The sequence below is a fragment of the Roseibium algae genome (genome assembly GCF_037783265.1).
Taxonomy (GTDB): domain Bacteria; phylum Pseudomonadota; class Alphaproteobacteria; order Rhizobiales; family Stappiaceae; genus Roseibium; species Roseibium algae.
This window is the reverse complement of sequence record NZ_JBAKIA010000005.1, coordinates 191,030-216,446: the sequence shown is the minus strand read 5'-3', so window position 1 is coordinate 216,446 and position 25,417 is coordinate 191,030. Positions and strand designations below refer to the sequence as shown.

24 protein-coding genes are annotated in these 25,417 nt (G+C 53.5%); 12 read left to right on the top strand and 12 right to left on the bottom strand.

The window, feature by feature from the left end:
- The first annotated feature begins 7 nt into the window (after positions 1-7).
- Positions 8-1,378 (top strand): aspartate aminotransferase family protein, encoded by a 1,371-nt coding sequence (locus V6575_RS09915; protein ID WP_340274149.1) that lies wholly within the window; start codon positions 8-10, stop codon positions 1,376-1,378.
- A gap of 242 nt (positions 1,379-1,620) precedes the next feature.
- On the opposite strand, the gene V6575_RS09910 is transcribed toward V6575_RS09915, so the two are convergent.
- Entirely contained in the window at positions 1,621-1,881 is a 261-nt protein-coding gene (locus V6575_RS09910) for a hypothetical protein (protein ID WP_340274148.1), read from the bottom strand.
- A 281-nt stretch (positions 1,882-2,162) separates the two neighbouring features.
- On the opposite strand from V6575_RS09910, the gene V6575_RS09905 reads away from it, so the two are divergent.
- Entirely contained in the window at positions 2,163-4,151 is a 1,989-nt protein-coding gene (locus tag V6575_RS09905) for an AfsR/SARP family transcriptional regulator (RefSeq protein ID WP_340274147.1), read from the top strand.
- Between the two features lie 79 nt (positions 4,152-4,230).
- On the opposite strand, the gene V6575_RS09900 is transcribed toward V6575_RS09905, so the two are convergent.
- On the bottom strand, positions 4,231-4,530 hold the full coding sequence (locus V6575_RS09900) for a hypothetical protein (RefSeq protein WP_340274146.1): 300 nt from the start codon (positions 4,528-4,530) through the stop codon (positions 4,231-4,233).
- A gap of 106 nt (positions 4,531-4,636) precedes the next feature.
- Entirely contained in the window at positions 4,637-4,900 is a 264-nt protein-coding gene (locus V6575_RS09895) for a hypothetical protein (protein ID WP_340274145.1), read from the bottom strand.
- 234 nt (positions 4,901-5,134) lie between these two features.
- On the opposite strand from V6575_RS09895, the gene V6575_RS09890 reads away from it, so the two are divergent.
- The gene (locus tag V6575_RS09890; RefSeq protein ID WP_340274144.1) at positions 5,135-6,586 is read left to right on the top strand and encodes a YcaO-like family protein; all 1,452 of its coding nucleotides are present in this window, start codon (positions 5,135-5,137) and stop codon (positions 6,584-6,586) included.
- A gap of 251 nt (positions 6,587-6,837) precedes the next feature.
- On the opposite strand, the gene V6575_RS09885 is transcribed toward V6575_RS09890, so the two are convergent.
- Both V6575_RS09885 and V6575_RS09880 read right to left on the bottom strand, forming a co-directional pair.
- Positions 6,838-7,386: a CAP domain-containing protein gene (locus V6575_RS09885; protein WP_340274143.1), complete on the bottom strand. Its 549-nt coding sequence runs from the start codon at positions 7,384-7,386 to the stop codon at positions 6,838-6,840.
- Positions 7,383-8,222 (bottom strand): phosphodiesterase, encoded by an 840-nt coding sequence (locus tag V6575_RS09880; RefSeq protein WP_340274142.1) that lies wholly within the window; start codon positions 8,220-8,222, stop codon positions 7,383-7,385. The genes V6575_RS09885 and V6575_RS09880 overlap by 4 nt, the downstream gene beginning before the upstream one ends.
- Before the next feature lie 178 nt (positions 8,223-8,400).
- Here V6575_RS09880 and V6575_RS09875 point away from each other — a divergent pair, with 178 nt between their 5' ends.
- From V6575_RS09875 to V6575_RS09860, 4 genes are read left to right on the top strand one after another with little or no spacing between them, the layout of a single operon-like run.
- Positions 8,401-10,182, top strand: coding sequence for an ArnT family glycosyltransferase (locus tag V6575_RS09875; RefSeq protein ID WP_340274141.1), 1,782 nt, complete (start codon positions 8,401-8,403; stop codon positions 10,180-10,182).
- Between the two features lie 17 nt (positions 10,183-10,199).
- Complete coding sequence (locus tag V6575_RS09870; protein ID WP_340274140.1) at positions 10,200-11,126, top strand: phosphatase PAP2 family protein; 927 nt, start codon at positions 10,200-10,202, stop codon at positions 11,124-11,126.
- Positions 11,119-11,883: a glycosyltransferase family 2 protein gene (locus V6575_RS09865; protein ID WP_340274139.1), complete on the top strand. Its 765-nt coding sequence runs from the start codon at positions 11,119-11,121 to the stop codon at positions 11,881-11,883. The genes V6575_RS09870 and V6575_RS09865 overlap by 8 nt, the downstream gene beginning before the upstream one ends.
- Positions 11,884-11,917: 34 nt before the next feature.
- On the top strand, positions 11,918-12,232 hold the full coding sequence (locus V6575_RS09860) for a lipid-A-disaccharide synthase N-terminal domain-containing protein (RefSeq protein ID WP_340274138.1): 315 nt from the start codon (positions 11,918-11,920) through the stop codon (positions 12,230-12,232).
- A gap of 48 nt (positions 12,233-12,280) precedes the next feature.
- On the opposite strand, the gene metC is transcribed toward V6575_RS09860, so the two are convergent.
- Complete coding sequence (gene metC, locus V6575_RS09855; RefSeq protein WP_340274137.1) at positions 12,281-13,459, bottom strand: cystathionine beta-lyase; 1,179 nt, start codon at positions 13,457-13,459, stop codon at positions 12,281-12,283.
- 293 nt (positions 13,460-13,752) lie between these two features.
- Here metC and V6575_RS09850 point away from each other — a divergent pair, with 293 nt between their 5' ends.
- The 4 genes from V6575_RS09850 (at position 13,753) to V6575_RS09835 (ending at position 18,185) form a co-directional block, all read left to right on the top strand.
- Entirely contained in the window at positions 13,753-14,730 is a 978-nt protein-coding gene (locus tag V6575_RS09850; RefSeq protein WP_422785560.1) for an amino acid ABC transporter substrate-binding protein, read from the top strand.
- Between the two features lie 213 nt (positions 14,731-14,943).
- Positions 14,944-16,161, top strand: a complete 1,218-nt coding sequence (locus V6575_RS09845; protein ID WP_340274135.1) for an amino acid ABC transporter permease — start codon at positions 14,944-14,946, stop codon at positions 16,159-16,161.
- A gap of 9 nt (positions 16,162-16,170) precedes the next feature.
- The gene (locus V6575_RS09840) at positions 16,171-17,325 is read left to right on the top strand and encodes an amino acid ABC transporter permease (protein WP_340274134.1); all 1,155 of its coding nucleotides are present in this window, start codon (positions 16,171-16,173) and stop codon (positions 17,323-17,325) included.
- 65 nt (positions 17,326-17,390) lie between these two features.
- Positions 17,391-18,185, top strand: coding sequence for an amino acid ABC transporter ATP-binding protein (locus V6575_RS09835; RefSeq protein ID WP_340274133.1), 795 nt, complete (start codon positions 17,391-17,393; stop codon positions 18,183-18,185).
- A 116-nt stretch (positions 18,186-18,301) separates the two neighbouring features.
- Here the strand turns inward: V6575_RS09835 and V6575_RS09830 are convergent, their stop codons facing one another.
- Complete coding sequence (locus V6575_RS09830) at positions 18,302-19,750, bottom strand: MATE family efflux transporter (protein WP_340274132.1); 1,449 nt, start codon at positions 19,748-19,750, stop codon at positions 18,302-18,304.
- 359 nt (positions 19,751-20,109) lie between these two features.
- Between V6575_RS09830 and V6575_RS09825 the strand changes: the two genes are divergently transcribed.
- Positions 20,110-20,553 (top strand): META domain-containing protein, encoded by a 444-nt coding sequence (locus V6575_RS09825; protein ID WP_340274131.1) that lies wholly within the window; start codon positions 20,110-20,112, stop codon positions 20,551-20,553.
- Positions 20,554-20,558: 5 nt separating this feature from the next.
- Here V6575_RS09825 and sseA read toward each other — a convergent pair whose 3' ends face one another.
- From sseA to V6575_RS09800, 5 genes are all read right to left on the bottom strand, one after another.
- Complete coding sequence (gene sseA / locus V6575_RS09820; protein ID WP_340274130.1) at positions 20,559-21,401, bottom strand: 3-mercaptopyruvate sulfurtransferase; 843 nt, start codon at positions 21,399-21,401, stop codon at positions 20,559-20,561.
- Entirely contained in the window at positions 21,398-21,889 is a 492-nt protein-coding gene (locus V6575_RS09815) for a GFA family protein (RefSeq protein ID WP_340274128.1), read from the bottom strand. The genes sseA and V6575_RS09815 overlap by 4 nt, the downstream gene beginning before the upstream one ends.
- Positions 21,890-21,916: 27 nt before the next feature.
- Positions 21,917-22,564 (bottom strand): LysE family translocator, encoded by a 648-nt coding sequence (locus V6575_RS09810; protein ID WP_340274126.1) that lies wholly within the window; start codon positions 22,562-22,564, stop codon positions 21,917-21,919.
- A gap of 99 nt (positions 22,565-22,663) precedes the next feature.
- Positions 22,664-24,163 (bottom strand): cardiolipin synthase, encoded by a 1,500-nt coding sequence (gene cls / locus V6575_RS09805; protein ID WP_340274124.1) that lies wholly within the window; start codon positions 24,161-24,163, stop codon positions 22,664-22,666.
- Between the two features lie 38 nt (positions 24,164-24,201).
- Positions 24,202-25,236: a cysteine synthase A gene (locus tag V6575_RS09800; RefSeq protein WP_340274122.1), complete on the bottom strand. Its 1,035-nt coding sequence runs from the start codon at positions 25,234-25,236 to the stop codon at positions 24,202-24,204.
- Positions 25,237-25,417 lie beyond the last annotated feature (181 nt).

Genomic DNA, 25,417 nt, shown 5'->3' with positions numbered 1-25,417 from the left:
CAATAGAATGTTGCGCAATGATCAGCTTGATCAATGGGACCACGATCATTTCTTCCATCCCTCGACCCATTTGGGCCAGTTTGCCCGTGGTGAATTGTCCAACCGGATCGTCACAGGCGGTGAAGGCGTTTACATCAACGACCGGGACGGCAATCGTTTTCTCGATGCGTTTGCCGGTCTGTATTGCGTCAACATCGGCTATGGCCGTCAGGAAGTTGCCGAGGCGATTGCAGCCCAGGCCAAGGAACTGGCCTATTACCACTCTTACGTTGGACATGGAACCGAAGCGTCCGTGACGCTGGCAAAGATGATCATTGATCGGGCACCGGCCAACATGAGCCGTGTCTATTTCGGTCTTTCCGGTTCTGATGCCAATGAAACCAACATCAAACTGGTTTGGTATTACAACAATATCCTTGGCCGGCCGGAAAAGAAGAAGATCATCTCGCGCTGGCGCGGCTACCATGGCTCTGGCCTGATGACAGGCTCGCTGACAGGGCTGGAGCTGTTTCACAAGAAGTTCGATCTGCCATTTTCGCAAGTGCTTCACACTGAGGCACCGTATTATTTCCGCCGTAAAGACCTGTCCATGTCGGAAGCCGATTTCGTTGCACATTGCGCAAGCGAATTGGAAGCGATGATCGAACGCGAGGGCGCGGACACCATTGCGGCCTTCATCGGTGAGCCTGTGCTTGGCACTGGCGGCATTGTACCGCCACCTGCAGGGTATTGGGCCGCAATCCAGAAGGTGCTGAAAAAGCAGGACATATTGTTGATTGCAGATGAAGTGGTGACAGGCTTTGGTCGGCTTGGAACCATGATGGGCTCCACGCATTACGGCATCGAGCCTGATATCATCACCATCGCAAAAGGACTTACATCTGCCTATGCGCCGCTGTCCGGATCCATCATTGGCGAAGATATGTGGAAAGTTCTGGAACAGGGCACGGACGAAAACGGTCCAATCGGTCACGGCTGGACTTATTCAGCGCATCCGATTGGCGCGGCTGCAGGCGTTGCCAATCTGAAGCTGATTGATGAGATGAACCTTGTCGCGAATGCTGGCGAAGTCGGGAACTACTTCAACGCAGCGATGGCTGCCGCTCTTGGCGATCATGACCATGTCGGTGATGTGCGCGGTGACGGTATGTTGTGTGCCGTTGAGTTTGTCGAGGACAAGTATGATCGCACCTTCTTCGATCCGACCAGGAAAGTTGGGCCATCTATTGCCGCCGCTCTCTTGAAGCGCGACGTCATCGCCCGCGCGATGCCACAAGGCGACATTCTCGGTTTTGCACCGCCGCTCTGCCTGACCCGGGAAGAAGCCGATACGGTTATTTCGGCAACAGCCGATGCCGTCAAAGAAGTGCTTGGCTAAGCCTGCCTTGCACTGACGAAGGGTTTCCGTCGCCTCGAAGTTTCAACCGCATTCGAGCCAATAGGCTTGGATGCGGTTGATTTTTCGAACTTTCCGCCGAGGTTTTAGGATCGTTCGAGTGATCTGTCTTTACTTCGGGCGAGCTCACAAAAAAGGCACCAAAATTGGTGCCTTTTTATTTGCATTTAACACGGATAAACATTGGCTACAGGCCGCCAACACATAATGTTGGTTTGTTCGGCTCAGCTATGAGCGGCAACTTCATCATTCGATTGTGCCGATGTTTTAAGGTCCATGGACAAGGGCGTGATTTTTGCCCTGAGAGCCTGGTTCATCTCGGGATTGTCTTCATTCAATGCATTGAGAGCGAGGTCAAGTAGATAGGCGCAGAATGTCCGCCCGTCTTTCTCGGCTTCACGCTTGGTGAAAAAAATCATGCGCTTTAACGAATCTTCTTGATCAAGGACATTCGCAGCCTGGTCTGTATCAGTAGATTTGGACATAGAAACACCCACCGTTATTCAACTTTCCTCAACCAGAACACTGATCTTTCTTTGCTCTCAAATTGACAGCTCGATAATGGTCCAGCGTCCACGATGTTCACTGATTGTAGTTATTACCACAACTCAAGCTCAACCTAACGTGTTAATTTCACCATCGGTATCCTGCGTGAAATTACCGTGATATAATTGGGAGAAATATGTAACCGGTGTTTTAGTGTTATCTAGTTTCCACCTTATTTAGTGGAAATTGCAACTTTTAATTGCTTTTGTGGATTATGATCTTGAGACTCTATGTCAATTGCCTCGGAACACCTGAGTTTTTGGATGATGCAGGGCGTTCAATATCCAGTCCGACCAGAAAGTCATTGGCTATTCTGATCTATCTGCTTCGAACGCCTGGGCGTTTGGTGCCACGCGAGCAAATCGCTGATATTTTGTGGAGCACGGTCCCACAGGAAAAGTCGGTCCAGTCATTTCGTCAGGCTTTACGTCAGCTTCGGAGGGTGGAAGAGGCAAGTGGCGTAAATTTCCTCGCCATTGACAAGAAACATGTTGGCTTGATCGGCAATGCTCTTGTGCTGGATATCGAGCAGGTCTCCGACCTTCTGGAGACGGGCAGCATCGATGGTTTTGAAACGGCGCTGCAGCTGATCCGAGGTCCACTTCTCAATGGCTATGAGACCCTGGATCCGGTGTTTCATGACTGGCTGACCATTGAGCGCCAGCGCCTGATGTCTGACTTTACCTCTGCTGCAATAAAGGTGGTGGATGGCCTGTCTGCTGCTGATGATCCGGGGCGTGTGGAGGCCGGGTGCCGGTTTCTTCTGGCGCTGGACAGTGCCTGTGAGCCTGCACATCAGATCCTGATCAAAATGTATCTTGCGACGGGACGGAAAGCAGAAGCCCGTCAGCAGTTAAAATTATGCGAAGCTGAACTTAAAACCCATCTGGATGTCGCACCAGAGGATGAAACCTATCGTCTTTTTGAGCACCCGCCCTCTGGCAATGACTCGTTGCGGTTTGCTACGGAGCCCATTTGGGGAATGGTTGGAGTAAATCTGCGACAGGGAGATAGCGACGGGAAAATTTTGTTGCCCAGGCTAACCATAGTGCCTTTTGCAGTTTTTTCAGGTCTTGAAAATTGTGCCCAGACGATGTTGGACGATATTCGAACCTGTCTTGGAGCCTATCGGAACATAGAACTTTATGAGGGCGACTATCAGATCCAGGGTGGCGCGACGAAGGTTACACTCCTTGATGCAGGGGATGAGTTGGGCAGTTATGTGCTGCGGTTTCGCTATGATGAGAAGTTGGCGCTCATTTACCTGCAGCTGGAGGATCGTATTTCTGGTCAAGTTCTTTTCAACGAAGTCATTGAGCTGAATAGCATTGTCGGTCTAACTGATTTGCGCGAAGTTACCTCTCAAACGGTCAATCGTATTCAGTCGCGCGTGATTGGACGCCTGAGGACATTGGGCAGTAAACAACCTTTTTTGCGCTGGTGTCAGGCAGAAGCGTTGTTGTGTGAATTTAGCCAGTCAGCTGACGAAGAGGCCCTTCGAATCTTGAATGAAGTACAAGAGCATTATCCAGGGTATTCTGTCATCTATTCCGGCAAGGCTTCAGTTGGTTTGAAAAAAATTCTGCATTTTCCAGAGTTCAATGCAGAAAAGGCTGAAACGGATACATTTCTTGATCTCGCAGAAAAAGCCGTTGTCCTGGATCCCTGGCAAGTGGTTAATCGGCGAATGCATGGCTGGTCGCTGCTTCAAACGGGGCATTGTGAAGATGCAAAACGCTCCTTTCTGGAGGCAGCTCGACTAAACCCTTTCGATCCGACAAACCTCATGTCGGTTGCCGAAGGGCTGGCCTATATTGGAGATGTGGAACAGGCGCAAAAACAAGCAGAACGTGCTTTTGCTTTGTTATCTGTCGTGCCAAGATTCTTTTATGAGTATCTGGCGAACATCAAATTTGCGTCCGGGGACTATGCCACAACGCTTGAATTGCTGGATCGTGCGCCGCAGGACGGCATTATGTCCATTACTACCCGGACCGCAGCCTGCCTGGGCTTGAACCGGGAAAATGAGGCGCGGGAAACGCTAGATCTCTTGTCAAAACGACACTCTTGCAGGTTTGCCTTTGAAAGAGCAGATCGGCCGGAGGAAATCGTCGGATGGTTGAGCCGCATAAATCTCTATCAAAATTCGGAAACCAGAATGAGGTACAAGCGGGGAGCCGATATGGTTTTGTCGTATCTGATGTATTAGAGCGTCATGAAAAAATGGAAAAATTTGCACGGATATAAGAACTTCTAGATGACCTAGATGATATTGGAAACGCAATTGATTAATTGATCGTGTTTTCAGGAATGAGTTTTGCGAGCTGGGTTAGATACTCCGGGTCCCGAGATAAAAGGCGCTGATCATTGAGCTTGAAGGGCAAAACGATCGTTGGCGGTTCATCTTCTTTTTCCACCACGACTTTAAAGTTCAGCAGCTCTACTGTCCGTTCAGGAAGGCCTATACGACGTAGCTCTTCTTTGGGGTTCTCGGCCAGTTTTTTCCGGAGTTGTGGATTCGTCGCGGCCTCTGCGAGCAATTTCCCCAGAGAGATGATGTTCTTTTCAGTGGCAGGAAAGCGCGCCATAATTGGTTTTCCGAATTTACGTCTTGAAGTATGTCGATATGGAAGAGGCGATGTCGCCCCTCCCTGCTACCAGCCAATAAGCTGACGCGGCAGAGAGGGGAAAATCTTAATCAGGCTGGATGTGATAGATGCAGTTACCAAGGGCACGGCGTCCGAGTTCTTCCAGATAGGCTTCATCTTCTATCTTTGAAGCATCAACGCTGGAAGGCACGACCAGATGGATGGTGTCTGCAGTGTCTGCGTACACGGTTACGTCACCCTTGGTTTTAAGGGTTTCGAGCAAGGCTGTACGCGTTTCGCTACCCTGGATTGCTGCGCCGACTTTAGCACCGAAAGCAATTGTTTCTTCGTGTGTGTTCAGCTGTGACATGAAAGCCTCTCAAAATAAATTCGATTTCGATTTTATTGGCAACGATCAATTTCAGCGTTGCGTCAACAAGCTCTTCTCAGGCGCTGCTTGGGTCGACCAGACCATTGGGTGCAGCGTTAAATCCCTTGAAAATGCCCTTGGATGGTTCTTCAGGATTTAAACAATGGCAATCGTGACAGGTGTTGTTTTACGGTGGTTCAATTCAGGGTGGTTAAAGGGGTGTGGAGATCTAAATTGAGGGATGAAAATTCTCGAAGAGGTGCGTTCTGTGACCTTGCAGAAGGGCTTCGGAGAAGCGGTGGCCAATCCTGTTTTGGGGGCGTGGAAGCCAGCACCAGAGAAGCCATGCAGAGCCTTTGTGCCTGGGGTGTGGCAGAGATCGATGAGGCTGGCTTTCACCTGCAGCCATCCTGGTCTGTGGAGCGCTTGGAGTTGTTTGCTCCCTTGCTGGATATGGCTGATCTGAAAATACGCGACACGTCGTTACCCGGTTGTCCTGTTGTGCTCATGGCAGCCTTGGCGGATGTGCCCGGCCCTGAGTGGAATGAGACTGAAAGATCTGCCGTCAAATTGGTTTCCGGCGGGCAGGGGCTGGATGGCGGAAAAGCGCTGACGTCCTGCCTCGGAGAAATGGCTGAACGGTTGAGTCTGTTCAGCTTTGGGGGCCATGATCCAAGGGTTCACATTCGGAAAAACTCAGCCTGTGAGACCGTTGCAGAAGCCGCTTTAGGGGAGTTGCTCGGCTTCAGCGCGAGACAGGAACAGGACATGACGCAGACCCATCCCAGTCTGTCTGATCATCTACGAGATGGACAACTGGATTGGAACCGGATTGATGAGCGGTATGTAGACCTGACGGACATCAGAACTGGCGAAAGGGTACAGGCTCCAGCCTATGGTGTTCTGATGGGAGAAGGATCAGGGTTGGGGCTCGGAGGTCTGAGCCTGACATCAACCTGCGGCACTGCTGTCTGGTCAACGTGGGAAGGGGCTCTCAGAGGTGCGGTCCAGGAATTGGTGGAGCGCGATGCTGTTGGTCAGCTTTGGTACAACCGCCTGGGGATAACCTGTCTTGAGAGGCCCTTTTGGCCCGGATTTATCCACCGAAATTGCTGCCAGTATCTGGATGAGCGAGAGCGGAGGACACGTTTTTTCATCGTTGACACTGATTTTAGGTGCCACGTGGTGATTGCAATTTCTCATGAGAGAGATGGACTAGGGGCTTGCTTTGGCGCCTCAGTCGGTTGCAGCGTGGCTGATGCTGCCCAATCGGCTCTTGGGGAAATGCTGCAAGGCGAACAATCCCTGGGGGCAATGGTCCGGGCGCATCTTTCTGGCAATCTGGATGACAGCCTGCCATCGGCGGTGCGCTATGCCAGCACCATGCGCATTGCTGATGACCTTGATTTTGCAGCGGCGAGATCTGTGGATGCGGTGCGCCTGGATTTGGAATTTGGCGAAGATGAATTGCTGAACAGCTGCCAGGAAAATTCCATTCAGCTTTTGGCCTTTGATGCGACACGGCCTGATCTGAAGATACCTTGCGTGAAGGTGCTATCGCCTGATTTGTGCTCCTGGGAGCCAAGGTTTGGCAAGCGTCGCTTATATGAAGGGGTCGTTAGACGCGGCTGGGCGCAGAGTGAGGCTGATGAGGGCCTTTTTCGCGCGCGGCCGTTTCCGTTTTGAAACAGGACAATCACTGCTGGACTGTGAGGAGACGGCGTTATTGAGAGAGTTGACAGGTGCGGAGCAGGTGGGTATTTAAAACATGAGAATTATACTCTACTTTGGAGAGGCGTTCTTACTGGCGATTGCCGGTGCCCCTTTGGGGTCTCTGGAAACCAAACTTCGGGCGGGCCTTTGGGCTCGCCTTTTTTCTTGGTGACAGACAGGCTTATAAAAAGCCTTCGTTTCTAGCGCCAAGATCATTTCCAGACTTAGCGAACCGACGGACGGCCATCTTCAATGGGGCGTGCTAGGGTCATGGCCCAGAAGTTCCGCCATTTCCCATTTGAACGGACCATTCGTCCAATTCCCACTCGGGTCACATAGGGGTTGAGCAGGTTCTTATTGTGGCCGCTGGATCCTTCCCAGCCGTCGAAGGCTGCTTGCAGCGAAGCATAGCCCGCGCCTAAGTTTTCAGCGCCTGCATAGTTGCGGTAGCCGGCTTTTTCCAGGCGCTGTGACAGGCCGAAATCACTGTGCGCCCAAGTATCCATGCTGTCCCTCTCGGCAATGTGACGCGCCATTTTGATTGAAACCGCATTCAGGGTTTCGTCCAGCGCAAGCGGCGGCAATCCGTTTTTCGCACGATAAGAGTTCAGCATTGTCAGCATGGCAGTGCCGTCGACCGGAATCTGACTGATCACTGGAGCTTCTTCCAGATCCTTGCTGGAATTGATCGAACCACAAGCGGCAAGTGCCAGCATAGGCAGAAGGATGAGGGCTCTATGCAGAGCCCTCATGGAAATGCGTGTCAGCTTCATTCAGGCTTGTCTCCGGGCCATGTGACACCTTCATCAGACCAGAACGGGAAGGGGCCAGGGTGATTCTCGACGTAGGCGGTGTGGGTCACTGTGCCGGACTTGGGGGTGTGCTTGTGCAGGAAGAAGGCGGATGGTTCAAAGTTGAACATGGCCTGTGCATCTTCCTTGAAATCCAGAACAAGTTGATGAGCTACACTTGGAGCCAACGTCATGATCTTGCCAGCGAAGCTTGCAACAATTGGACGATGGACATGGCCACAGATAATGCGCTCGACATGTGCGTGAGGGCGGATTACGTCGGCAAGAGCGTCTGAATCCATCAAGCCGATGCCATCCATATGCGGAATGCCGGTGTTCGCTGGCGGGTGGTGGATGGCCACCAGAGCAGGGCGGTCGTCTTCTGCAAGGGTCTTGGACAGCCATTCCAGCTGAGTTTCGCCAACTTGGCCATAAGGTTTGCCGGGAACATTGGAATCGAGGGCAATCAGACGCAGGGAGCCGATGTCCGCGCTGTAATAGAGCTTTTCACCAGTGGACTCAGAAATGCCGGGATAATCCGAAAACGCTCTGCGCATTCCTGCAGATGTGTCGTGATTACCGGGAATCATAAAGACCGGCATCGGCAGCTTTGCAAGAATTGTTCGCGCAACTGCATACTCGCGTGGGTCGTCACGGTCGGTCAGATCTCCGGTCACAATGACGGCATCAGGGCGGTCTTCCAAGCCGAGGATTGCCTTGATTGCGCGCTCTGCAAGCATGTTCGTGTCGCTAACGCGGTAGCATGTCAAACCGCTTGGGCGCAGGTGAAGATCGGTGATTTGGGCAATAAGTGTCATGGGGCTTCCTGAAGGATGGCAAGTCGGTGACCGGGAATGACGATAGCGGAGCGTGTCTCGGTGGCAAGCACCTGTTTCCCTTTTCCTCCGGCTGATGTAGGAGGAAGAAGCGCGCAGCAATAAGCGCGATCTATGACAGTTTTGTCACTAAACGTTAAGAGCAGACGGGTCTTTCGACATGACCGAACCAACACAGGCATCACCGGAGATGGATGACGCTTCCGAGAGTTCTCCGCAAAGAATGCCCCCAGAAGGTGGGCAAAAACCAGATGCCGGCCCCAAGCCAATCTGGATGCGGCTGTTTGGACATGACATTTCTGCGCCTCTTTTGCTGCTTGTTCTGGCGATCGCACTGTTTGCTCCCGGTCAATGGTCCATTCCACCGCTGGACCGGGATGAGCCTCGTTTTACCCAGGCGACCAAGCAGATGCTGGAGACCGGCGATTATGTGGATATCCGGTTCCAGGATGCCGCGCGGCACAAGAAACCGGTCGGGATTTATTGGCTTCAAGCGGCGGCCGTTAAACTAACCGGACATGATGCGAGTGCTCCGCTCTGGGCGTACCGCTTGCCGTCTCTGATTGGCGGCGTGTTGGCCGTTTTGCTGTCCTATTGGGCGGCAAGGGCCTTTGTTGGTCCTCCGGCTTCTCTGTTGGTCGGTCTGTTTATGGCAGCTGCAATTATTCTCGGTGTTGAATCACGGCTGGCCAAAACGGATGCGGCTCTCATGGCGACGATCATTCTGGCACAGGGAGCGCTGGCGCGTTTGTGGCTGAAGGACGGCGAGACACGACGCTGGGGACTTGCCTTTGTATTTTGGACGGCCCTTGCTGCCGGCGTTCTGATCAAGGGGCCGGTCGCACCTATGATCGTTGGCTTGACTGTGCTTGCCCTGTTTGCTCTCACGCGCAAGGTCCGGTGGTTCAAGTCTGCGGTGCCGCTGTTGGGTGCGCTGTGGTTCATCTGTCTTGTTGTGCCTTGGTTTGTCGCCATCTGGATTGCGACCGACGGCACATTCTTTCAGGAAGCCATTGGCAAGGATCTGCTTGGTAAGGTGGGGCAGGGGCAGGAAGGTCATGGCGCTCCGCCGCTCACCCATCTGGCTGTCAGCTTTGCCATTTTCTGGCCACTTCCAGCCTTTGCGCTCCTGTCACTGTCGACAATTTGGCGCGAACGCGCGAGCCGTTTGGTGGTGTTCTCGTTTGCTTGGCTTGTGCCGTCCTGGGTCGTGTTTGAGTTGGTTGCGACCAAATTGCCACATTACACCATGCCGCTCTTGCCAGCGCTTGCGTTGCCTGTTGCTGCAGCTCTGGTGGATGGTGCTGGCGCGAACGCGAAAAAGGGTCTGCGCCGGGCGTGTGCCTTCTTGGTGGTTCTCGTGCCGCTTGCACTGGCCGCCGCGTCCTTTGTCGGGCCGCTTTATCTGGGCACCTGGCCATCGCCTCCCGGGGTTGTGCTTTGCGTAATTGGTGCAGCACTTGGCCTTGTTGCAGCGTCTCGGTTGCTGAGCGGGGCTGCGATCCACGCAGTGCCGAGTGCTGTTGCAGCGGCGCTTGCCATTGCTGTTGGGTTCTGGGGTTTCGTCGGTCCTGCGCTGACCACAATTTGGGTCAGCCCGCGTCTTGTGGCGGCCATTGAAAATGCGCCTGCCTGTGAAAACCCATTGGTGGTGACAACCGGGTTTCACGAACCCAGCTTCATTTTTCTTGAAGGTACAGACACGAAGATTGTTTCGGCGGAAGAAGCCGCTGCTTTCTTGAAGGAACAGGCAGCCCTTGGGGTACCTTGCCGCATTGCGGTCATAGAAAGCCGTCAGGAGGAAGGCTTTCTTGGGGCTGCCAAAGAAATCGGACTTGTGCCACAACTGGTAAGCAGGCTAGACGGCCTGAATATCAATGGCGGTAAACAGCTTGATATCGGGCTTTACAGGGCCGGGCGACCTAATGAAAACGCCGATTGACGGGCCGGGTGACTGGGATGATGACAGAGAGTTATGCCGACAAGATGCGGCGCATCGGATCGCGCATGCTGGCGAACTTCAAGCGCGTGCGCCAGACCATTGCGGGCCGTGCGGGTAGGGCCGAACAGTTTCAGGACCCTTTGCGCCCTGGTCAAAGGCCGCAAGATATTTTTGCAATCATGCTTTTGACAGTTGGCATCGCCGTTGTTGTGTTTGATATCCCGACTTATCCTTGGCTTCGGTCCTTGCCGGATCAGTATCGCAATTCCTTCGCGACCTTTACAGATGTGGGCAAGGCCCATTGGATCTTGTGGTCCTGCGGTCTGCTGTGCCTCTATCTTCTGGCACTGGATGCCTCTCTGCTGACGTTTCGTCTGCGCATGGCGGTAGGCGCCGCTTTCACTTATGCGGGCTTTATTTTCTATACGGTCGCCGCGACAGGCATTCTGGCTATTATCTTCAAGTGGAGCCTTGGTCGCGCAAGACCCAAGCTCTATGAACTTGTCGGGCCGGTTGAGTTCGATTTCTTTGCCCTCAACGGCGCGTACACGAGTTTCCCGTCGGGTCATTCGACGACAGTCGGGGCGATGGCAACGGCGCTCGCACTGATTTTTCCGACTTGGCGCTGGCTGATCATTGTGACTGCGTTTTGGGTTGCCTTCAGTCGTATTATGGTCGGTGCACATTACCCTTCTGATGTTATCGCAGGCACTTTGCTGGGAATGACCTTTACGTTCTTCACAGCCAGGGCGCTTGCCCGTCGGCGCATCGGGTTCCAGATCTCCAACGCAGGCCGAATTGAGCCTATCATCAGCCAATATTCTGCACGTATCTGTTTACGTGCGATTTGGTATGCCATCAGCGGACGCCGCCAGGCATGGACAGTTCCGGTTGAAGATGCGCCAGCTGTGGATCCTGACATGAAACGAGAACAAAATGACTAGCAGTTACGCTGAAACGCTTGCCGCCTCAGCTGGACAATTGGCGGTCAGCGTCGTGGTGCCTGCCAAGGACGAAGCAGAAAACCTGCCGATCCTTCTGGATGAAATTGGGCAGGCCCTGTCTGGTCGCAGTTTTGAAGTCCTGGTTATCGACGATGGATCGAGCGATGGAACGGACAAGGTCTTGCAGGCTTATGCTGCTGAACATCCCTGGCTGCGTCCCTTTCGTCATGAGACCGCTTGCGGGCAAAGCTGTGCGGTGCGCACGGGTGTTTTGAATGCGCGCGGCGATGTGGTTGCGACGATTGATGGCGATGGCGAGAACAATCCCGCCTATATTCCGCAGCTGCTGGATGCTCTCGAAGCTGCCGGGCCTTCGGTCGCGCTGGCGGCAGGTCAGAGATTGGGGCGCAAGGCCAGCCTTGGCAAGCGGTATGCATCCAAGTTTGCCAATAAGGTTCGCGGTGCCATTTTGAAAGACAACACTCGCGACAGTGGTTGCGGGCTGAAGGCCATGCGCCGGGACGTCTTTTTGCAGCTGCCCTATTTTGACAGCTGGCACCGGTTTTTACCTGCTCTGGTGATCCGTGAGGGGTATGGCGTGGTGCATGTTGATGTGCAGGATCGTCAACGTCGTCATGGCACGTCGAAATATGGCATCTTCGACCGGGCCTTCATTGGTATTCTCGACCTCGTTGGCGTCTGGTGGCTTCGCCGTCGGCGCAAAAATCTTCCGATTGTCAGCGCGCTGACCAAGTGACCGCGAAGACCTGGAACACACGGACTGGCACCTTATGGATTCGCTGATCAATTGGTTTTATGTTGTTTTCATTCAGAACTTTGATTTCTGGATGCTCTTTGGCCTGGCTGCTCAAAGCATGTTCATGATGCGCTTTGTCGTGCAGTGGATGGCATCCGAACGTGTCGGGCGCTCTATCGTGCCGATTGCATTCTGGTTCTTCTCGATTGCGGGTGGCGTGATGCTCTTTGTTTATGGCGTCATCAAGAAAGAGCCAATCATCATTCTCGGCCAAGGCCTGGGATTGGTGATCTATTTCCGCAATTTGTGGCTGATTTTTAAAGAAAAACGGCGCGACCCGACCATTTGAAACCAGTGATTACAAATTGTGCGAGTAGCCGCGCCGGTTTTTAAATCATCAGGTGAAGGCTTTCGCGAAAGCCTGATCCAAATCTGCAATGATGTCTTGCGGATCTTCCAGGCCGATATGGAGCCGCGCAGATCTGAGGTTGGGATCGGTTACGGTCGCCGTCCGGATCCCTTTCAGTTTGACAGGGAGTGCCAAGCTTTCAAAACCGCCCCATGAGTATCCCAGGCCAAAGATCTCCAATGCGTTGAAGAAGGCTGTCGATTGGGCTTCTGTTGTGCCAGCTTTGAAATCAAAGGCGAACAGACCGCAGGCTCCGGTGAAATCGCGTTTCCAGATTGCATGTCCAGGATCGCGTTCGAGCGCAGGGTAACGGATGTCGCCAACTTCACTGCGTGTGCCCAGCCAATGCGCGACTTCAAGCGTATTCTTCATATGACGCTCAAGACGAACTGAGAGGGTTCTTAGGCCGCGCAGAGCAAGATAGATGTCGTCAGGAGCAATATGAATGCCCATTGCGCCATGAAACTCATCAAGTGCAGGCCAGGCAGCTTCGCTCGCGGCAATCGTGCCAAGCATCACATCAGAATGACCGACGATGTATTTGGTGCCAGCCTGGATCGAGAGATCAACGCCGAGGCTTAGAGGCTTGCAGTAAAGCGGGCTGGCCCAGGTGTTGTCCATGAGCACAGTTGCGCCGATGGACTTTGCTGCCGCTGCGATGGCCGGGATGTCCTGCATTTCGAATGTCAGAGATCCTGGTGCCTCGGTGAACACGGCTTTCGTGTTGGGCTGGAACACGGTCTTTATGTCGCCCGCCAATGCCTGATCATAATAAGTGACTTCAATGCCGTATTTGGGAAGCACTGTGTCTGCAAAATGGCGGGTCGGGCCATAGGCCGTGTCGGGAATCAGAATGTGATCATTGGCACTTAGGCAGGACAGGCAGGCCAGGGCGATTGCATTCAGGCCTGAGGTTGCAAGTTTGGCACCAGCCGCGCCTTCAAGCTCAGAGATTGCCGTTTCGAGGGCTTCGGTGGTCGGCGTGCCTCTGCGACCGTAGACGTAAGGCTGGTTTCCCGTCGTCAGGGTTTCAATATCTGGGAACAAAACCGTTGAAGCATGAACCACCGGTGGATTCACGAATCCGTAGAACTCCTTTGGGGTTCTGCCGGTGTGGGCCAGCAACGTGTCTGCTTTGAAGGCAGGGTTCGTCTTATTTTTAGTCATGTTCACCTTCTGTGCATTTCTCTGGTAACCAATTTGGCGAGTAGCCTTAGGAAATCTCATTCAAGTGAGACTGCAACCCCTTGACCATCTGCGCCAAATGCAATGGTATGATGCTATTGGGAAGTATGGCGCCTGTCCGGAGGAAGTGGTCGGTCAAACGATTACATACAAGGTTTCGGCTGAGTGTTGAGGGCATTCGTCAATTGACCCAATGAATTAATAATAAGAGTAAATTAAAAAAGGCTGCATAATCCATGACAAACAAACTCCTTCCGCTAGTTCTCGGTGCCGCTATGGGCGTTGCCGCGACTGCTGCCAACGCCACAACGCTCGAAGACGTAAAAGCCAAGGGTTTCGTCCAGTGTGGCGTGAGCCAGGGTCTTCCGGGCTTCTCCAATCCTGATGCGCAGGGCAACTGGACCGGTCTGGATGTTGACTTCTGCCGCGCTGTTGCTGCTGCAATCTTCGGCGACGCGAGTGCGGTGAAGTTCACACCGCTGTCTGCAAAAGAGCGTTTCACCGCTCTGCAGTCCGGTGAAATCGACGTACTGTCGCGCAACACAACCTGGACCATGTCTCGTGATACAGGTCTTGGCCTGAACTTCGCTGGCGTGAACTACTATGATGGCCAGGGCTTCATGGTACGCAAGGATCTCGGCGTGACGTCCGCTCTGGAAATGTCCGGCGCTTCCGTTTGCACGAACACCGGCACAACAACCGAGCTGAACGTTGCCGATTACTTCCGCGCAAACAACATGCCATACGAAATTGTCGCCTTCGAAAAGGCTGATGAAGTTGTTGCAGCATATGATGCAGGTCGTTGTGACGTTTACACCACTGATGCGTCCGGCCTCTATGCTCAGCGTTTGAAGCTGACAAACCCAGCTGACCACATGGTTCTGCCGGAAATTATTTCCAAAGAACCTCTTGGACCAGTTGTTCGCCAGGGCGATGACGAATGGTTCAACATTGCCAAGTGGACCCTCAACGCAATGATCAATGCTGAAGAGCTCGGCATTACATCTGCAAACGTTGACGAAATGAAGGGTTCCGACAACCCATCCATCAAGCGTCTTCTCGGCGTTGAAGGTGCTTATGGCGAAGCCATCGGCCTCGGCAATGACTGGGCTTACAATGTTGTTAAGGGCGTCGGTAACTATGGCGAATCCTTTGACGCAAACGTTGGCCCAGACACACCACTTGGAATCTCACGCGGCGTTAACGCTCTGTGGTCCCAGGGTGGTTTCCTTTATGCTCCGCCGATCCGCTAAGATCTGATCGGTCGCTATAATTTTGTTCCCCGGCAGCATGCTGCCGGGGAACATTTAAAAGGCCGAAAAGCAGCACTAAGCTGCATGGCCGTTTGGAGCATTGGCCGCTCATGTCTTTAGGGGATTTGGGTAGGAGTGGCCTTCTGTCCTCAGCGATAGACCTTTTGTAATTAGGCATCAAAGACGCTGAGGCACAAACTCGGGCGAGGGTATATGTCAATTCAGGAGCAGGACTCGGCGGGGGCGCCGGCGCGTGCTTCGCTAGTGAACGATCCTAAAGTACGAGGGCTGTTTTACCAGACCGTACTCATTCTGGCGTTGGTTACGTTTGGCTGGTTTATTATCAGCAATACGATAACCAACCTTGAGCGTCAGAATATTTCCTCCGGTTTCGGGTTTCTCGAAAATACCGCAGGTTTCGGGATCATTCAGGCGTTGTCCGACTATTCGGAAACGTCTAGCTATGGGCAGGCAATTTATGTCGGTTTCCTAAACACACTTGTTGTCGCAATCATCGGGATTTTCCTTGCGACAATCATCGGCTTTGTGGTCGGTGTTGCGCGGCTTTCCAACAATTGGGTGATTTCCAAAATCGCCTATTGTTATGTGGAGCTGGTGCGCAATATTCCGCTGCTTTTGCAGATCTTCTTCTGGTATTTTGCGGTGCTTCGCGCCGTTCCGGGCAAGAGAGACAAATGGTCTTTCTTTTTTGATTCCTTCCACCTGAATATCTCTGGTTTGCGCGGTCCGCAGCCAGTGTTCGAGGAAGGTTCCGGAGCGATGGGATATGCGCTGATTGTTGCGATCATTGCTGCTTTCGTTATTTCCAAATGGTCGCGCAAGCGACAGGAAGCGACCGGGCAGCAGTTTCCTGTGTTCATGACCGGGTTGGGTCTGATCATCGGTTTGCCGCTCGTTGCTTATCTTGCGACCGGAATGCCGGTTCATTTCAATTACCCGGAATTCGTAGAGACGGGGCCGATCTTTAGCCGCGGTTTCACGCTTGGGTCCGGGTTCAACCTGATCCCCGAATTTTTGGCGTTGACGGTTGCTCTTGCGATCTACACGGCTTCTTTCATCGCGGAAATCGTACGTGCGGGTATTCAGGCTGTCAGCCATGGCCAGAGTGAAGCAGCGCATGCCCTTGGACTGCGTAATGCGCCGACCTTGCGTTTGGTCATTATTCCACAGGCCATGCGGGTCATCATTCCACCCCTGACAAGCCAGTATCTCAACCTGACGAAAAACTCCTCTCTGGCCGTTGCCATTGCCTTCCCGGACCTCGTGTCTGTTGGCGGAACGGTTTTGAACCAGACGGGACAGGCAATTGAGATCATTGGTATCTGGATGGTTGTCTATCTGTCGCTGAGCCTTCTGACTTCCGGCTTCATGAATTGGTACAATCAGCGCATGGCGCTCGTGGAACGGTAGGGCAGCACCATGGCAAACACAGATATCTTTCAAATAAGAACCGAAGACGCGCCGCTGCTTGCAGCGCCGGTGTCAACCAGGGGCGTGGTCGGATGGATGAGGCAGAACCTGTTCTCTTCCGTCGCGAACACTGTCCTGACCATCGTAGGCATTTTGATTGCTTATTGGATCATCATGCCCTTCATCCAGTTCGCCATCATCAATGCGGTCTGGACTGGAAGTGATCGAACCGCCTGTCTTCCGGTGGAAGGGGCGACCCATGCCGGAGCATGTTGGGCCTATGTCATTGATTACCTGCCGCAGTTTATCTATGGCCGGTATCCCACTGATGAGGTCTACAGGGTCAACATTGTCTATGCGATGTTCGTCTTGTTGCTGGTGCCATTGTTGATGCCAACAATGCCTTTCAAGACCGCCAATGCAATCTTGTTCCTGGTTGTCTTTCCGGTCGTATCCTACTTCCTGCTCACCGGATTGGTGTTCGGCGATACGGTGGTTCTTCCCATCGTTGGAACTGCGCGTTGGGGCGGACTTCTGGTTACGATGGTGATTGCGGTCACCGGGATCGTTGCCTCCTTGCCATTGGGTGTTGCGCTGGCTCTTGGTCGGCGTTCGAACATGCCAATCATCAAACTGGTTTCGGTGATCTTCATCGAATTCTGGCGCGGTGTTCCGTTGATTACAGTGTTGTTCATGTCTTCGGTCATGCTGCCACTGTTCCTGCCGGAAGGGGTGACCTTCGATAAGCTGTTGCGGGTTCTCATCGGCGTGACGCTGTTCTCCGCTGCCTATATGGCGGAGGTCGTGCGTGGCGGTTTGCAGGCGATCCCGAAGGGGCAATATGAAGGTGCTATGGCGCTGGGTCTGAGATTCTGGCAGATGATGGGGCTCATAATCTTGCCTCAGGCCTTGAAGCTTGTGATCCCTGGCATCGTCAACACGTTCATTGGCTTGTTCAAGGATACAACCCTGGTTCTGATCGTCGGAATGTTCGACCTTCTTGGCCAGATCCAGTCCTCGTTCTCCGATCCCACTTGGTCCACGCCGACACAGGGGCATACAGGCTATCTGTTTGCAGCGATTGTGTTCTGGATCTTCTGTTTCGGCATGTCTCGTTACTCCATCTTCATGGAGAACAGACTGCACACTGGCCATAAACGTTAGCCGTTCTTCGGCAAGCCGGAGCGGATCACAGTCCGCTCCACCAGTTATTATTTTGGAGAAAACTTATGTCTCAAACCGCCGAAGAAATCGCTGCTGATCGTACCAAGATGCAGGTTTCAGAAACTGAAGTTGCTGTTGAAATCAAGAGCATGAACAAGTGGTATGGTGACTTCCATGTTCTGCGCGACATCAATCTGAAGGTCATGAAAGGCGAGCGTATCGTCGTTTGTGGTCCTTCGGGATCAGGCAAGTCCACAATGATCCGCTGTATCAACAGGTTGGAAGAGCATCAAAAGGGGCATATCATTGTCGATGGCAATGAGCTGACGGATGATCTGAAAAAGATTGATGAGATCCGCCGTGAAGTTGGCATGTGCTTTCAGCACTTCAACCTGTTTCCGCATCTGACCATTCTGGAAAATTGCACCCTGGCTCCAATCTGGGTTCGCAAAATGCCGAAGAAGGAAGCTGAAGAAGCTGCGATGCATTACCTTGAGCGGGTCAAGATCCCCGAACAGGCGTTGAAGTATCCAGGTCAGCTGTCCGGTGGTCAGCAGCAGCGTGTGGCGATTGCCCGCTCGCTCTGCATGAACCCGAAGATCATGTTGTTCGATGAGCCAACCTCGGCGCTCGATCCGGAAATGATCAAGGAAGTTCTGGATGTGATGGTCGGTCTTGCTGAAGAGGGCATGACCATGGTCTGTGTGACCCACGAAATGGGCTTTGCCCGAAAAGTGGCAAACCGGGTGATCTTCATGGATGCCGGGCAGATTGTTGAACAGAATGACCCTGAGCCATTCTTCACCAATCCGCAGCATGAGCGGACCAAACTGTTCCTCAGCCAGATCCTGCATCACTAGCCTGAGGGCCATAAGAGATCTGCTTTACGGTTGATCCTTTGAAGACGACAACATCATCCTGGGCCACAAGTTGGCCCAGGATTTTTTTCAAAAATGCCTTTTAGATTTTTTGCGAATTACCGCGCTTCTTTCGCCGTCTTGGACGGATCAACGTGCTCGCTTTTACCCGTTTGAAACATGCCCCAACGAAGCGAGTGACGCCGTGCGGTTTGCATGAGCAGGAGGAGTGTCAGCACCAGCAGTAGTCCGTCAGCGACCGGACCCGCGCACCAGATGCCGGTTTCTCCAATGGTTGACGACAAGGAGAAGGTTAGCGGGATCGCAAACAAATAGGATTTTGATACGCCCAAAAGCATTGCGCGACCTGCATCCCCAATGGCCTGAAAGTAGGTGGCAATCATCATCAAAGGTCCGGTTATGAAAAACATCACGACTATGATCGGCAAAATACGTGCAACCTCTGCAATCACAATGGGATCATCGACGAAGGCACTGCCGATTTGCTGCGCAAAAAACATCATTCCGCATTGAATGGCGGTGCAGTAAGCCAAGGCTGCGAGTATTGCGAATTGGAGAGTGTTGTTCGTTCGTTGCCATAGTCCGGCACCATAGTTGTTTCCGGTGATTGTCTGCATGGCAAAGGACAGGCCCAGGAGCGGCAGATAGGCAAATGTCATCACCCTCGTGATTATCCCATAGGCCGTTACCGTGCTGTTATATGTGGTGCTGTCGACCATCTGGAGTGCGGTCATAATAGCAGCAGAGCCCAATGCCAAACCAATGTAGTTAAGGCTTTGGGGGGCGCCAAGTAACAGGATGCGGCCCCACGCATTGGTGAGCTTGTGTTCCAGCAGGGCAGAGGGACGCAATTGCGTCTCGCCGCGAAACCGGAATATCATGATGATCGTGAAGGCAAGTCCTTGTGCCATTGCTGTGCCATAGGCAGATCCGGCGACCCCCATGTCCAGAACCGCAATCAGCAAGAAATTGAAACCGATATTGGCCAGCGAAACCAAAAGGCTCATAGCGGCCATGAAGCCGACCTTGCCCTCGTTTCTCAGCGTGTCAGAGTTGACCGCCAGGACAAACAGGAGCGGTGAAAACAACGTCGTGATCCGCAGGTAGGTCAGTCCCATCTCAGCCAAGTTCGCGGATCCTTCTGCGGCCAGATAGGACAGTTGGCGGCCCAACAGGAGAAACAGAACGATCAGAGCAGCTCCGACTATCAAAGCCAAGCCATGTGCACCTGCATATACCGCGCGCGCCTCTGTGAGATGATTGCCGCCCAGGTGGCGAGCCAGGAGGCTGGACATGCCCGATGAGACCAGGGTCGAAAGCGCTACGATGAGCATATAGACTGGAAACATCAAGGTGACAGCGGCCAGCGCTTGCGGTCCAACGTAATGGCCCAGGAACAGCGCATCAGCGACAGTCAGAAGGCCGTTCATAGTCATCACAAAGATAATCGGCAGCGCCGTTCTGGTGTAAGTGGATGCTATTGAGCCAGACAGAAATGCATTGTGCTCAGTGCCAGCTCTATTGGCCTGATCTGGAGAGTTCGGCATAGACAGTTATTCCTCGTGCATGGATCGCGCAAGTGAATGAAGGGTACCCGCGTTCCCATCCGCGCGATGTACGTGGAGGACAGTGACATCAAGCACATGCAGAACTTAACCAAGACAGAATTGTCAGCGGGTGGCAGGCGTCTGCAGCCTGTTTATTGGGTATCTGTGTGGTGCAATTGCGTCAAGTCGATGAGAGAAGAGTGTTTCAGGTTGTTGTTATATATAGTGAATTTAAATTTAAGTGCCCGTCAATTAGCAAATTGTCTTTAAAACGACGCTCAGTTTATGTTTAAATTTACCTAACGTTATATGCCTTGCGGCACAGTTCGATCCGAATAGGGGTCAAAGAGGATATGCTCATGACAGGTCACATGCTCCCACGCTGTTTCTTCGCGTTTTGCATTGTCTGCGCTGCCAGCTTGTTCGCCGGGCATCGAAGTTTCGCGCAGGAGGCGGATGTTCCAATTGACCTTCTGGGCAAGTGGAAAGCTGAGACCATTGAGGGGACAGAAGTCGTTGCTGGTAGTGCCAGCCTCCTGGAATTTGAAGAGGCTGGTACTGTCGATGGAAATGGGGGCTGCAACACGATTTTCGGTCCGCTGCGGATTGATGATCGCAACATCCGGATTGGCCCTCTTTCCGTGACCCGTAAATCCTGTCCGCCGGACATTCTCAATCAGGAAAAGGACTTCCTCAAAGCTCTGGCCAAGACGCGGGACTTCAAGAAATTACCTGGAGAAAAAGCGCTTCTTCTGCTTGACGGTCAAGGTGAGGAAGTCGTTCGTCTGGTCGAGGTGCGGTGATCCAATCAGCTGCCGGTGACGACCTCGGTGTCGTCACGGCTGCCCCATTCGCTCCATGAGCCGTCATACAGGCTCAGATCGCGTGCGCCTGCCATCGTAAGGCCAAGGGTCAATATCGCGGCGGTAACGCCGGAACCACAGGTTGTGGTGACGGGTTTGTTCAGATCCAGCCCTGCGTCGGTAAAGGCCTGGGACAATTCCTGACCAGTCTTGAAGGTTCCGTCTTCTGCGATGAGATTGTTAAAGGGCAGGTTGAGAGCGCCGGGCATATGACCAGACTTCAGACCTGCACGGGGTTCAGGCGCTGATCCGGCAAAGCGGGCAGCAGAGCGGGCGTCGAGCACCTGGCGGCTTCCATTGGCCAGATTGCGACGAACGTCATTCACATCAGCGACTGCGCTGTTGTCGAGACGGGCAGTGAAGTGGCTCTCGCTGCGATGCGGCAGATCCTGTGTCACTTCGTGGCCTTCGCTGAGCCATTTTGGCATGCCGCCATCCAGGATATGGACCCGCCCCACGCCCATGGCCAGGAAGGTCCACCAGACCCGCGCGGACGAATAGAAGCCGAAATCATCATAGACGACGATAGTCTGGCCATCTCCGATGCCGAGCTTGCGCATAGCTGAGGAGAACACATGCGGTGCAGGTAGCATATGCGGCAGATCGCTTGTTGTGTCGCAGATGGCATTGATGTCAAAGAACACTGCGCCGGGGATATGTCCGTCAGGATATTTCGGAGCCATGCTTGGGTCCGTCACAGGCGGCATCCAGGCGTTGACAACGACCACATCGGGTGTGTCCAGATGATCTGCCAGCCATTTCGTGCTTACAAGCGGGTCATAGGTCATGTGTCGTCCTGTTTTTCGATGTCATAGAGACCATGTGACTTGTGCCAGTCCACAATGGAGAGCTCCGGGTAACCTTTAAAGTGAACATGGCCTGGGCCTGTTGGCACTTCCACCCAGTCAGTTTTGAAGTCCAGCATGATGTGCACTGTTTCAGGTGGTTTGGGCAAAGCGGTATCAATGGCTGAGGCAAAGGGGTGGACTTGCTGTGGCCAGCGCGGGTCCCAGAGCCAGAGAGAAGACCCACAAGCCTTGCAGAAGTGCCGCTCCGCCTGGCTTTCTTTGCCGTCTATCGTCGCGTGGAAACTGCCTTTGGAAGTTTGTCCATTGATGTTTAAGCTGTCTGCTTCACCCAGTAGATTTATTGCATAGCCACCACCGCCATCGGTTTTACGGCAAATCGAGCAATAGCAGCGCATGTAAGGGTAAGGGGTTTTGCTTTCCAGGGAGAACGAGACTTCTCCGCATTGGCAGCGACCGTCCAGTTTCATTGCTCGATAACTCCTCAGGCGCGCAGGTTATTCGGCTGCTGCCTTGGCCGCCAGAAGCTTGATGGCGAATGTGCCCATGACACCGGCAAAGGTCCAGTCGAAGGCACGCATGGCCCTTGGTGAGGATTTGAGGAAGCGGGCGAAGGCGCTTGCCCCAAAGACCATGGCAAGACAGGCGGGAACAGCCATGGCGATGAAGTAAAGTCCAAGGAACAATAGCTTTTGCGGCGCATGGGGATCAGATGCGGAGACAAACTGCGGCAGGAATGTCACGAAAAACAGCACGATCTTTGGGTTGAGCAAATTGATTGTCAGGCCCTGTAGCCAGATGCGGCTTAGAGGCTCGTTCCGATTGGCCGCCGCCTCGAGCGTCAGCGCAGAGCCATTGCGAACAGCCTGAACGGCCAGAAAGATCAGATAGGCTGCACCGACATACTTCAGGATCGCGAAGGCTGTGGCCGAGGTCGCCAAAAGCGCTGAGATGCCAAGCGCTGCAAACAGGGAATGGACGACAACGCCGGAGGCGGCTCCGATTACGGCAGCGGCCCCGGCTTTACGGCCTTGCTGCAGTGTCTTGCTCATGAACAGGGTCATGTCCGGGCCCGGCGTGATCGTGAGGACAGCTGCTGCCAGCGTGAAAGCGGCAAGGATGCTTAAATCCGGGATGAAAGACATGGTGGTCCCAACGTTTTTGAAGAGGTCAAACCTAGACCAAGTTGTACGCTTGGCGTCCTGTTTTGCCAAGGCGAAAGCCCTGCCTGATCCAAGCGCTTGTTACAAAATCGGAGACAGAAGCCTTGCGCCCTGAGCCAGAACGCGGAAAGCGTAGCTGCGGTTGTCCAGATCATCGGGGGCGGTTTGTCGCGCTCCTGCAAAATCATGCTCCAGCATTGCTGAAATTTTCTCGATCATGCGTGAATGGGTGAACCACAGGGTCATTTCAAAATTGATCCGGAAGGAACGGTTGTCGAAGTTCACCGTGCCGACGGAGGCAAGGTTATCGTCGACGAGGGTTACCTTTTGGTGCAGGAAGCCATCCGTATAACGGTAGATCTTGATGCCCATATCAACCATCTCATCGGCGTGGGCGTGGCTCGCCAGCCAGACAATGGTGTGATCTGCTTTTTCCGGCAACAGAATCCGAACGTCCACACCGCGCATGGCCGCTGTATAGAGCGAAGTGACCATATCGGCGGAGGGAACAAAGTAGGGCGATGTAATCCAAAGGCGTTTGCGCGCTTGCGCAGCAGCTTCGGCGAACGCGATGGAGCATTCTTCCAGCTTGTCAGCCGGGCCGGTGGGCATGACCAAAACGGATTCATCGCCAGGCTGGTCAAAGCTCGTGATCCGCTCGAGGGAAATGTCTGTGCTGTTGGCCCATTGCCAATCCTCAACGAAAGAAACAACACAGGCGGCGGCGGCTGGTCCTGAGACTTTCACGTGAGTGTCACGCCAATGTCCGAACTTTTTGGAGCGGCCAAGATATTCATCGGCCACGTTCAATCCGCCAACCCAGGCATGCTCAAAATCGGTGACGACGATCTTGCGATGGTTTCGATAGTTGAGCCGCATGGGGCCGAGCACCCGCAGATACTTGTGGGTCTCGTTAAAGCCGCTGACTTTTATGCCAGCATCTCTTAGTCTGGTCAGATAGCTGCTGCTCAGGTTTTTGCTACCAATGTCGTCATATAGAAAATAGACGTTCAGACCGGCCTTGGCCCGCTCGATCATCGCATCGGCCAGATCCCGGCCAATTTGGTCGTCGCGCACAATGAAAAATTGTACGAGGATGGTGTGCTTGGCATTGGAAATGCCGTCCAGTATTGAGGCGAATGTGGCATCGCCATCGATCAGGAGGTCGACCTTGTTTCCGGCAAGGAAGGGAATTCCGGCGATCTTGGACAGGACTGGCCAATTTCGCGTGCCTTCCTGATCCATGAGCTTGATCGTTCTGGCCCGGCTGCTGCGCTCATTCCGGCCAAGCCGGTGTTGAACGCGGATGTAGTCGGAAAAGGACCGCCAGCCAAAGATCAGATACAGGGGAACCGTGACGAAGGGCAGGAAGAACAGGGACAGTAGCCAGGCGATGGAGCCTTGTGCCGTTCGACTGTTCATGATCTCGCGAACAGCGCAGATTATCGCTGCCAAATAAAAGGCTGCTGCAATTGCCGCGACTATGCCGAGGTTGTTGGCAATCGTGTCAACAATGATCGCATCGCTTGCCACGTCTTCAGCGGCATTTGCGATGATATTGCCATTCCCGGTTCCTGCCATGTCATCTCCCTACCTGTCCCGCATGCGCTTTTCTTTGTTCAGAGCAATGGTGCCTTGAGGGTGTTTTGGCGTTCCAGCCAGCCTGGGATCGGCAGGTTTTTAGACTTCAGAAAAGCCGGGTTGTACAGCTTGGACTGGCTGCGGGTGCCATGGTCACACAAGATGGTCACGATGGTGTGGCCGGGGCCTAAGTCTTTGGCCAGCCTGCGCGCGCCCGCCATGTTGATGGCAGATGAACCGCCAAGTAGCAGACCTTCTCGTTCGGCAAGGTTAAACACAAGGGGCAGGGCTTCGTCGTCGGGGATCGAGTAAGGATGCTCCACCTTGATGTCACCGATGATGATTGTGGATCGCCCAAGACCAATGCCTTCTGCAATCGATCCGCCATCTGTCGCCTTGGCTTCGCCATCCTTGAAAAGATGATACATGCCTGCGCCCAGCGGATCAGCACAGCCAATCTTGATGTCTGGTTTTTGCTCGCGCAGATAGGTGGAGACCCCAGCAAGCGTGCCGCCGGAGCCAACCGCGCAGATGAAGCCGTCAATATTGCCACCTGTTTGGCTGAAAATTTCCGGCCCGGTCGTCAGGTAGTGAGCCTGACGGTTGTCGAGATTGTTCCACTGGTCGGCAAAGAGAACGCCGTTTGGCTCGCTTGCGCGCAGTTCATCTGCCAGGCGGCGGGCGACATGCTGATAGTTGTTCGGGTCCTTGAAGGGTTTGGCGGGAACTTCCAGAAGCTCCGCGCCGCACATGCGCAGCATGTCCTTCTTTTCCTGAGTTTGCGTGTCCGGGATCACGATCACCGTGCGATATCCACGGGCACTGGCGACAAGCGCCAGACCGATGCCGGTGTTGCCTGCGGTGCCTTCAACGATCACACCACCTGGCTTTAGGTCGCCGCGTGCTTCAGCAGCCAGAATCATCTGACGTGCGGGGCGGTCCTTCACGGATTGGCCCGGGTTCATGAATTCGGCTTTTCCGAAAATTTCGCAGCCGGTTTCTTCCGACAGGGCGTTCAAGCGGATAAGGGGCGTGTTGCCAATGGCATCAACAACAGATTTGCACACGGTCATTTCGGATCGTTCCCAATTCAGGATGAGCATCTGGAAAAGCATCAAGATACTAAACTAGATCATTTTTCTGACTATGACCTAATGATCCTTTTCGGTCCGATCAAGCGGGTCTATCTGCAAGCAAGGGCGAAATTCTTGGAAGTCAGATACCTGTTGTTCTATTGTACGATGAAGTTATATG